Origin of the sequence: Citrobacter sp. wls757, from assembly GCF_005280935.1 — a bacterium.
Classification (GTDB): domain Bacteria; phylum Pseudomonadota; class Gammaproteobacteria; order Enterobacterales; family Enterobacteriaceae; genus Citrobacter; species Citrobacter portucalensis.
Map to the genome: position 1 here is coordinate 191,339 of NZ_SZWU01000060.1, position 10,097 is coordinate 201,435.

General features: G+C 51.7%; 11 protein-coding genes and 1 pseudogene. 7 read left to right on the top strand and 5 right to left on the bottom strand.

What is annotated here, in order from left to right:
• A partial coding sequence (locus FDW94_RS24345; protein WP_249358560.1) for a superoxide dismutase family protein occupies positions 1-226 on the top strand: 226 nt, incomplete at its 5' end.
• Here the strand turns inward: FDW94_RS24345 and FDW94_RS15805 are convergent.
• From FDW94_RS15805 to FDW94_RS15815, 3 genes and pseudogenes are all read right to left on the bottom strand, one after another.
• Positions 202-2,242, bottom strand: a pseudogene (locus FDW94_RS15805) (FUSC family protein). The gene FDW94_RS24345 and the pseudogene FDW94_RS15805 sit on opposite strands and share 25 nt — an antisense overlap.
• Positions 2,239-3,102 carry an HlyD family secretion protein gene (locus FDW94_RS15810; protein ID WP_204191734.1) on the bottom strand — a complete coding sequence of 288 codons (864 nt, stop codon included), beginning with the start codon at positions 3,100-3,102 and terminating at the stop codon, positions 2,239-2,241. Before FDW94_RS15810 ends, FDW94_RS15805 begins: the two are co-directional and overlap by 4 nt.
• Positions 3,103-3,104: 2 nt before the next feature.
• Positions 3,105-3,341 (bottom strand): DUF1656 domain-containing protein, encoded by a 237-nt coding sequence (locus FDW94_RS15815; RefSeq protein ID WP_003029180.1) that lies wholly within the window; start codon positions 3,339-3,341, stop codon positions 3,105-3,107.
• Positions 3,342-3,533: 192 nt separating this feature from the next.
• Here FDW94_RS15815 and slyA point away from each other — a divergent pair, with 192 nt between their 5' ends.
• A complete protein-coding gene (gene slyA / locus FDW94_RS15820) occupies positions 3,534-3,974 on the top strand; it encodes a transcriptional regulator SlyA (protein ID WP_008784672.1) in 441 nt (146 codons plus the stop codon).
• A 46-nt stretch (positions 3,975-4,020) separates the two neighbouring features.
• Here slyA and slyB read toward each other — a convergent pair whose 3' ends face one another.
• Entirely contained in the window at positions 4,021-4,488 is a 468-nt protein-coding gene (slyB, locus tag FDW94_RS15825; protein ID WP_003029175.1) for an outer membrane lipoprotein SlyB, read from the bottom strand.
• Between the two features lie 274 nt (positions 4,489-4,762).
• On the opposite strand from slyB, the gene anmK reads away from it, so the two are divergent.
• The 5 genes from anmK to pdxY all read left to right on the top strand — a co-directional run bounded on the left by anmK (position 4,763) and on the right by pdxY (position 9,343).
• Positions 4,763-5,884 (top strand): anhydro-N-acetylmuramic acid kinase, encoded by a 1,122-nt coding sequence (gene anmK, locus FDW94_RS15830; RefSeq protein ID WP_032943330.1) that lies wholly within the window; start codon positions 4,763-4,765, stop codon positions 5,882-5,884.
• 87 nt (positions 5,885-5,971) lie between these two features.
• A complete protein-coding gene (gene mliC, locus FDW94_RS15835; protein ID WP_122984223.1) occupies positions 5,972-6,301 on the top strand; it encodes a C-type lysozyme inhibitor in 330 nt (109 codons plus the stop codon).
• 59 nt (positions 6,302-6,360) lie between these two features.
• On the top strand, positions 6,361-7,017 hold the full coding sequence (gene pdxH / locus FDW94_RS15840; protein WP_003029169.1) for a pyridoxamine 5'-phosphate oxidase: 657 nt from the start codon (positions 6,361-6,363) through the stop codon (positions 7,015-7,017).
• Positions 7,018-7,143: 126 nt separating this feature from the next.
• A complete protein-coding gene (tyrS, locus tag FDW94_RS15845) occupies positions 7,144-8,418 on the top strand; it encodes a tyrosine--tRNA ligase (protein WP_020996426.1) in 1,275 nt (424 codons plus the stop codon).
• Between the two features lie 64 nt (positions 8,419-8,482).
• Positions 8,483-9,343, top strand: coding sequence for a pyridoxal kinase PdxY (gene pdxY, locus FDW94_RS15850; RefSeq protein ID WP_079933982.1), 861 nt, complete (start codon positions 8,483-8,485; stop codon positions 9,341-9,343).
• A gap of 76 nt (positions 9,344-9,419) precedes the next feature.
• Here the strand turns inward: pdxY and gstA are convergent, their stop codons facing one another.
• Entirely contained in the window at positions 9,420-10,025 is a 606-nt protein-coding gene (gene gstA, locus FDW94_RS15855) for a glutathione transferase GstA (RefSeq protein WP_003832787.1), read from the bottom strand.
• Positions 10,026-10,097: the final 72 nt, after the last annotated feature.

Here is a 10,097-nt window from a genome sequence, read left to right on the forward strand (position 1 = left end):
TAAACATGAAGGCCCGGAAGGCGCAGGTCATATGGGCGACCTGCCGCTATTGGTGGTGAATAACGACGGTAACGCCACAACGCCGGTCGTTGCGCCGCGGCTTAAAACGCTCGATGAGGTTAAAGGTAAGGCGCTGATGATCCATGTGGGCGGCGATAATATGTCCGATCAACCGAAACCGCTTGGCGGTGGCGGAGCGCGCTACGCCTGTGGTGTTATCAAATAATCAACGACTAAGAGTACCCGGCGGCGGCGCCTGTTCGAGTTGTGAAAGCGAGCAGTGTAGCCGCCAGACCAGTGCCGACAGTTCCTGCGCAGCGGGTTGATGATGGTGGGCAAGCGTATCGCAGATGCGCTGTAGCTCATTCAGCGTGGCATTCAGTGGTCGTTGCTGGACGCCACGTTCGCTCATTACATCGCGCAGCAGCGAGATACACACGTCCCTGACGCGAGCCAGCGGATCGGAACGCGCCTCCCAGGTGCGCAGTTGCCACACCACATGCGAGCAGTTCAGTAAAACGACCCCCCAACGTAATAACCAGCGTCGCGCCAGCGCATCCTGACTGTTGCTGAGCTGGCTGACGTGATGATAGGTCAGCGATTCAAATTCGTTTTCACTGAGCGATGGATGTCGGCTGAGCTGATCGACAAAATCCCGGCGCAGGGCGCGAATATGGCGGCGACTTTTCCGTGCATCCGATCCGGGGCGCAGAATGGCGAAGGCCAGCCATGACAGCGCCACGCCGGTGATTTTCGCCATATTGTCATTCAGGAAATCAGCAAAATCATATACAGGCGGATTGGTCACCGCGATAAACGAACCCATAAATACAATCAGTTGCCCCCAAAGACCTGCCAGGGCAGGCATTTGTAGCTTCAACAGTTGCATGGTGGCGAGTAGCGGGAAGAGAAAGAGAATAAACTGCCAAAGGTCGGAAATTTGCACCATCAGGCCAAACTTAACTACAAAGCTAAATAGCGACAGTAGAACCAGCGTACGCATCAGCAAAGAAAGCGACTTGAACGGTGTGGCAACGGCGGAATACAGCACACTGCTGATCGCGGCGAGCGTGAGTGCGCCAGAGCCTGATTCCCATTGTGCACCAATGCTCCATGCGCCGATAAGCATCAAAGTGCAGAACGTACGCAACCCGCTCCAGATAGCTTCCGCATTATCGGTATGACGGGCAAGTCCCGGCGTGCGGGCGATATTAATACGCTCGGCGGTAACACCATTTTCCAGTAAATGCAGATAATGGCTGCTGCGCAGGTAGAGCCGACAAAAATAACGCAGTCGTTGCCAGAAGGCGACGTGTCGATAGTCGCGGGCATCTACGGGCCGCAGTGGGGCAATAATACGTGCGACGGTGTAGCTATTCGCATTGGATTTTATTAGTTCGCTGAGCAACTGCTCGATGATTTCCCGGGTGTTGGACGGCGGATTAGGCCAGTTCAGCAGCATCCTGCGCAGACTGGAAATCACGCTGGTCATCCGTAACTGCTGGTGCAACAGCGAATTGAGCAAAGCATTCTGGCGACGAAAGCGGTAATGACTCCAGAAAGCCTGAATACGCAGTAGGTTCATGGTCAGAATCTGCCCGATAACACCTTCATGGGCTGCGCGAATGGCATCCGTGGTTTCTGGTTGCCAGAGTAGGCTGGCATGTTCCAGTAAACGTGAATGCATGTTTTTCAATGCAGTCAGTAACGTGGTGCCATCGGAGGTGCTGGGTAGGATCATCATCATCACGCCGCCACACAGGATACCGACGATGACTTCACACACGCGTGCCTGCGCGATATCCCATAACTGCGTAATTTCCACGGTATTGACCATGGGAAACGCAATGATCGCCGCCGTATAACCCGCCAGTTGAAAGGCGTAGGCAACGTTATTGGTGAAGTGCGCGCATGCCCAGGTACAAAAACCGATCCACACTGACATGCTCAGCAAAAACAGCCACGGCTCATTGAGAGTATGACCGGCAATAATCAGTGCGGCGGTGGCTCCCAGTAGGCTACCCGCCACGCGACCCAGACTTTTACTGATAACTCCGCCAACGGTGGGAAAACTGACCACCGCCGCCGAGGTCATCGCCCAGTAGGGCTCGTCCAGATTCAGATAATAAGCAAAAGTTAACGCCAGGCACATCGCAATGGTGTTACGCAGCGCATAACGCCACTGTGCCGCCGTGGCTTTAAACCACGGCAAATTGCCTGGTGTCAGGCGGGGCAGTTTCATTTACGCTGGCCGATGGATACGCTGCAGGTTGTACCTGACACCAGCGTGACCTCCCGCGGCAGGGCGTCGAATTCGATGCGTACCGGGACACGCTGCGCCAGACGCACCCACGGCACGTTGGGTTTGATGTCGGGAATCAGGCCGGAATCACTTTCCACACTTTGATCGTAGATGGCACGGCCAATACTGGAAACGTGACCCTGTAACTTTACATTGCCGCTGTAGAGTGTAATCGTCGCAGGTGCGCCTTCTCGAATATGGCGCAATTTGGTTTCTTCAAAATATCCCATCACATAAAAAGAGTGACTGTCGACAAGGGCAAACAGGGGCTTACCGGTTGAGGCGTAATCACCGGTACGGGTAGACAGGTTTGTGACCCAACCCGCCACGGGGGCTTTGACCACCGTTTGCGTCAGTTGCCACTGGGCCTGGCGCAAACTGGCCTCAGCCGCTTCAACGCTTGCCTGCATGGCTTTCACGTTGAGATTTGCGGTATCCAGATCCTCGGCTGAGATGTAATTTTGCGATAAATGACGGCGGCGGTTGGCTTCGTTATTGGCTTTCGCCAGGTCAGACTGCGCTTTTGCCAGTTGCGCTTGCGCATTCAGTTCAGCAATGTGAAATGGCGTCTTGTCGATAATAAAAAGGACATCGCCTTTATTCACAAACTGGTTATCTTTTATATAGAGTTCGCTAATGCTGCCTGACACCTGCGGCGTGATGCTGACCTGCTCAGCACGTACTTTGCCATCACGTGTCCAGGGCGATTGCATATAGTAATTCCACATCCACCATCCGGCGAAAACTGCGATTGCAGCGACTATAATAGTTGAGAAGTATTTAATGGTTTTAAGCGACATAATCACCACGCTATCAGCATAACAAAGGCCAGACATACGCAAAGCGTAAAGAGTGACAGATCCATTAGCAGGGGATGCCAGATTTCGCCGGAGTAAATCCAGTCGCGCAGCAGGCGATGAACAACCAGCCAGAGAATAAATCCTGCTACAATCGCCTTGAAAACAGGAGGAAAGTAGACAGATGCGCCGATCATTAAATCTTGTAGGGGCAATCCTGTTGCATTAAACATAAACTTCACGGGCAAAATCCTTGACGGAAGAGAGCATTGCTATAGGTTTAGCAAAAAAGAGACAATGAGTCTCCGTAACGCATAATGTCTGAAAAAATGTCAGCCGGTAAGCAAATTTGGCAATACATTTGTTTTGGGAATACAAATGCTGCACACTATTCTAAAATCAGCACAATAACTTAGCAAGCTAATTATAAGGAGATGAAATTGGAATCGCCATTAGGTTCTGATCTGGCACGGTTGGTGCGCATTTGGCGTGCTCTGATTGACCATCGCCTGAAACCTCTGGAGTTGACGCAGACGCATTGGGTTACGCTGCACAACATTCATCAGTTGCCGCCGGATCAATCGCAGATTCAGTTGGCTAAAGCGATTGGCATCGAGCAGCCTTCGCTGGTACGTACGCTTGACCAGTTGGAAGAAAAGGGACTCATTTCACGACAGACTTGCGCCAGCGATCGTCGAGCTAAGAGAATTAAACTGACAGAGAAGGCTGAGCCGCTGATCGCTGATATGGAAGCGGTGATCAACAAAACACGTGGAGAAATTCTGGAAGGGATTTCAGCTGAGGAAATTGATCTGCTGATTAAGCTGGTTGCCAAACTCGAACACAATATTATTGAACTGCAGTCACAAGGTTGAAACGATAAGTTACGTGTGGCCAGAGCCTGACCACACGTGAATTCGATTAGCGTGGAGACACGGTAACCTGGCTGCCGTTGTTAGCCATAACAACGCGCTGGCCGGCTGAAAACTTGGTCGCACCCTGTTTCTGAACCACCATGATGGTATTACCATCATCCTTACGGATTTCCAGTTCCACACCCTGGGTTTTATTCATCGCACCTTGTACGCCTTGACCCGCTACGCCACCGGCAACTGCACCTGCCGCTGTGGCTAATGAACGACCCGTACCGCCGCCGACGGTGTTACCAAGGAACCCGCCGAGTACCGCACCACCAATAGCACCAATCACGTTTGCGTCATCGCCACCCTGGATTTGCACCGGACGAACATGAACAATCGTACCGTAGGTAACGTTCTGAACTTGTTTCGCTTCGGATGCGGTATATACGTCGCCTGAAAGGCTGTCATTGTTAACGCAACCCGCTAAAGATACGCCCATTAATGAAACAATCAGCACACGTTTAATCATTTACAAATCTCCTTTGTCACCACGAAACGCTAATAAAGCACCTTTCATGGCTAAATTATATGGCATTTGTGAGCCTAAGGTCACATGTTCTACTGGAACAATATGAAAATCTTAACCGAAATCGGATCAACCGAGTATAAACGAATCATTCATGTAATTGATGTAATTAAACGATCATTGTAATGATTAGCCACCAAAAATCATTAAGGAAGCATGGCATTAGTCGACACTTTATGGTTGAGTGTCAAGGCTAATTTGCTTAAAAGGATGACCTATGAAATCGGGCCGTTTTATCGGTGTAATGTCTGGAACCAGCCTTGATGGCGTCGATGTTGTGCTGGCGACAATAGATGAAACGATGGTTGCGCAGCAGGCGAGTCTGACCTGGCCCATCCCCATTCATGTTAAACAAGCGATTCTGGATATCTGCCAGGGGCAGCAGCTTACACTTTCTCAGTTTGGTCAGTTAGATGCACAGCTCGGTTATCTATTTGCTGAGGCGGTGAATGCGCTGTTGGCGCAAGAAAAATTGAAACCGCAGGATATCATTGCGATTGGTTGCCACGGGCAAACCGTGTGGCATGAACCGAACGGTGCTGCGCCGCACACGCTGCAAATTGGTGATAACAACCAGATTGTCGCGCGTACCGGGATAACCGTAGTCGGCGATTTTCGTCGACGTGATATCGCCCTCGGCGGGCAGGGTGCACCGCTCGTTCCCGCGTTTCACCAGGCACTTCTGGCACATCCAACGGAACGGCGAATGGTGTTAAACATCGGCGGGATTGCCAATCTGTCTCTGCTTATTCCGCAACAACCCGTTCGCGGATACGACACCGGGCCGGGCAATATGCTGATGGATGCATGGATCTGGCGGCAATGTGGCCAGCCCTACGACAAAGATGCGCAGTGGGCCATTTCAGGAACGGTGATCCTGCCGTTGCTGCAGAATATGCTTAACGACCCTTATTTTTCCGCGCCTGCGCCGAAAAGTACCGGCCGTGAGTATTTTAATTACGGCTGGATAGAGCGTCATCTGGCGCAGTTTCCGGGAATTAGCCCACGAGATGTACAGGCGACGCTTGCCGAACTGACGGCAGTAACCATTTCAGAGCAGGTCTTGTTAAGCGGCGGCTGTGATCGACTCATGGTATGTGGTGGTGGCAGTCGTAATCCACTGCTGATGATGCGTCTGGCGGCATTATTACCGGGTACAGAGGTTACCTCTACTGATGAAGCCGGGATCAGCGGTGATGATATGGAAGCGTTAGCCTTTGCCTGGCTGGCGTGGCGAACGCTGGCCGGATTACCGGGAAATTTACCGTCTGTGACTGGGGCGTCAGAGCCGAGTGTTTTAGGGGCAATTTATCCTGCCAATCCACGAACTCAGAGTTAACTGAAATTATTCAGCGCGGTGTGCCGGTAAACTAAGGATATTAGGGAGGGTGCCATTACCCTCCAGGACCAGGAAAGTCTTCAGGATATGGCTATGAAAAAACTGTTGTTAGTGTGTCTGCCCGTACTGCTTAGCGGTTGTAGTGTGTACAACCAATTTGTCGAGCGTATGCAAACGGATACGCTTGAATACCGCTGCGACGAAAAACCGCTGACCGTGAAGCTGAACAATACCCGCCAGACGGCAAGCTTTGTTTATGATAATCAGCTATTGAACCTCAAACAGGGCGTGTCGGCATCAGGTGCTCGTTATACCGATGGTATCTACGTATTTTGGTCTAAAGGCGAAGAGGCAACGGTCTATAAACGAGACAGAATTGTGCTAAATAACTGTCAGTTACAGAACCCGAAGCGTTGAGATTTTCACCTGGGCGGCGCACAATAGCGTCACCCACTGACAATCCGTAGCCCAACATCATGTCTGATAACGACGAATTGCAGCAAATCGCGCATCTGCGCCGTGAATACACGAAAGGCGGTCTTCGCCGCCGCGATCTTCCCGCCGAACCCCTTGCGCTGTTTGAGCGCTGGCTGGGGCAAGCCTGTGATGCCAAACTGGCCGATCCCACCGCAATGGTCGTTGCGACTGTTGATGAAAATGGTCAGCCGTATCAGCGCATCGTGTTACTCAAACATTATGATGACAAAGGGCTGGTGTTCTATACCAACCTTGGTAGCCGTAAGGCGCATCAGATCGAGAAAAATCCACGCATCAGCCTTTTATTTCCCTGGCATACTCTGGAACGGCAGGTGATGGTGATCGGCAAGGCAGAGCGTCTTTCCACACTCGAAGTGGTGAAATACTTCCACAGTCGCCCACGCGACAGTCAGATTGGCGCCTGGGTCTCAAAACAATCCAGTCGGATCTCCGCGCGCGGTATTCTCGAAAGCAAATTCCTCGAACTGAAGCAGAAGTTTCAGCAAGGGGAAGTCCCACTGCCCAGTTTCTGGGGCGGCTTTCGCGTGAGTATTGAACAAATGGAGTTCTGGCAGGGCGGTGAAAACCGTCTGCACGATCGTTTTTTATACCAACGCGAAGATAACGCGTGGAAAATTGATCGCCTGGCCCCCTAAAGATGCAAATTTCTTGTTTTAAGCGCTGGTGCTGATCAATCCGGCGCTTTATTCTATGTTTCTTTCGCATCAGGCGAAAAGTCGTGTACCGGCAAAGGTGCAGTCGTTTTATACATGGAGATTTTGATGGCAAGCAGTAACTTGATTAAACAATTGCAAGAGCGGGGGCTGGTGGCCCAGGTGACGGACGAGGAAGCGTTAGCAGAGCGACTGGCGCAAGGCCCGATCGCGCTCTATTGCGGCTTCGATCCTACCGCTGACAGCTTGCATTTGGGGCATCTGGTTCCATTGTTATGCCTGAAACGCTTCCAGCAGGCAGGCCATAAGCCTGTTGCACTGGTAGGTGGCGCAACCGGTCTGATTGGTGACCCGAGCTTTAAAGCCGCCGAGCGTAAACTGAATACCGAAGACACTGTGCAGGAGTGGGTGGATAAAATCCGCAAACAGGTTGCACCGTTCCTCGATTTCGACTGTGGCGACAACTCGGCGATTGCTGCGAACAACTACGACTGGTTTGGCGGTATGAACGTACTGACTTTCCTGCGTGATATCGGCAAACACTTCTCCGTTAACCAGATGATCAACAAAGAAGCGGTTAAGCAGCGTCTGAACCGTGACGATCAGGGGATCTCCTTTACCGAGTTTTCTTACAACCTGCTGCAGGGTTATGACTTTGCCTGCCTGAACAAACTGCACGGCGTGGCACTGCAGATTGGTGGTTCTGACCAGTGGGGTAACATTACTTCGGGTATCGATTTAACCCGTCGTTTGCACCAGAATCAGGTGTTTGGTCTGACCGTTCCGCTGATCACTAAAGCTGATGGCACCAAATTCGGTAAGACGGAAGGCGGCGCAGTGTGGCTGGATCCGAAGAAAACCAGTCCGTACAAATTCTACCAGTTCTGGATCAACACCGCCGATGCGGACGTTTATCGCTTCCTGAAATTCTTCACTTTCATGGACATTGAAGAAATCAATGCGCTGGAAGAAGAAGATAAAAACAGCGGTAAAGCGCCGCGTGCCCAGTATGTTCTGGCCGAACAGGTTACGCGTCTGGTTCACGGTGAAGAAGGTCTGGTCGCGGCAAAACGCATTACCGAAAGCTTGTTCAACGGCAATCTCAGCGATTTGAGTGAAGCAGATTTCGAACAGCTGGCGCAGGATGGCGTGCCGATGATCGAGATGGACAAAGGTGCCGATTTGATGCAGGCGCTGGTGGACTCCGAGCTGCAACCTTCTCGCGGTCAGGCACGTAAGACTATTGCGTCAAACGCGGTAACCATCAACGGTGAGAAGCAGTCCGATCCGGAATATTTCTTCCAGGATAGTGATATCCTGTTCGGGCGCTATACCTTACTGCGTCGTGGCAAGAAGAACTATTGTCTGATTTGCTGGAAGTAAGATTGAGTTAGCAGGGGCGTGGGAAACTACGCCCCTTTATTTTTTCAGGGTTGTGGTAAGTAAAATGAAGAATATCCTCGCCATCCAGTCCCACGTTGTTTTTGGTCATGCGGGCAACAGTGCAGCAGAATTTCCGATGCGTCGTCTTGGCGCAAATGTCTGGCCGCTGAATACCGTTCAGTTTTCAAACCACACGCAGTATGGCAAATGGACCGGTTGCGTTATGCCGCCGAGCCACCTGACTGAAATTGTTCAGGGCATTGCTGATATTGATAAACTCCAGACCTGTGACGCAGTACTGAGCGGCTATCTTGGTTCAGCAGAACAGGGCGAGCATATTCTGGGTATTGTTCGCAAGGTAAAAGCGGCAAACCCGCAGGCAAAATACTTTTGCGATCCGGTGATGGGACACCCTGAAAAGGGGTGTATTGTCGCACCCGGAGTGGCGGAATTTCATGTACGCCATGCGCTCCCGGCTAGTGACATTATTGCCCCGAATCTGGTTGAACTCGAAATTCTGTGCGAGCATGCGGTGAACAATGTCGACGAGGCCGTTGCAGCAGCGCGTGAACTGATCGCTCAGGGACCTGAAATTGTACTGGTGAAGCATCTGGCACGCGCAGGTATCAGCACCGACCGTTTCGAAATGCTGCTGGTCACCGCTGAACAGGCGTGGCATATCAGTCGTCCGTTAGTCGATTTTGGCGCACGTCAACCGGTTGGTGTGGGTGATGTGACGAGTGGCTTGTTGCTGGTGAAACTGCTGCAGGGCGCATCTTTACAACAGGCGCTTGAGCATGTGACTGCGGCGGTGTACGAAGTGATGATCACTACCAAAGAGATGCACGAGTATGAGCTACAGGTCGTGGCCGCGCAGGACCGTATCGCCATGCCTGAACACTACTTTAGCGCAACGCAGCTGTAATCGATGCCCGATGGCGCTCACGCTTATCGGGCATATTTTAGCTGTAGGCCGGGTAAGTACCACCCGGCAACAACTATTAATTTAACCCTTCTGCTTTCAGCGCTGCGGCAACCGCCGGGCGTTCAGCCATTCGCGCCATATAGGCGTCAATATTACTTAATCCTGCCATATTCAGCTTAACCGCATAGGCCCAACGCAGTACGGTAAACAGATAGGCATCGGCGATGCTGAAGCGCGGGCCGCAGATCCATTGGTTATCTTTCAGCGAGTCGTTCACATACTGCATTTTTTTCTCCAGCAGCGCGCGAACGGTTGGCTTGAAGTCTTCCGGCGTATCGGGACGGAACAGTGGCGTAAAGCCTTTATGCAGTTCTGTCGCAATGTAGTTAAGCCATTCGATGGTTTTGTAACGGGAGAGGCTGCTGGTAGGGGCAAGGAGCTGGCGGTCTGGCACGCTGTCCGCCAGGTATTGCATGATGGCGACACCTTCGGTAAGTAGCGTACCGTCATCCAGCAGCAGTGCAGGAACTTGCCCTTTTGGGTTTACCGCGAAAAAATCATCGCCATTTTCCAGACGTTTCTTCATCAGATCAACACCATCCAGCGTGAAATCTTTACCGCTCTCACGAAGTGTGATGTGGGAAGCGAGAGAACAAGCGCCCGGTTTGTAGAACAGTTTCATCGGTAACTCCTTTTGGCTGAGGTATATCGTATGGTAGTGCTACCTCAGGCAAAAAAAAAGCCGCTAACAACA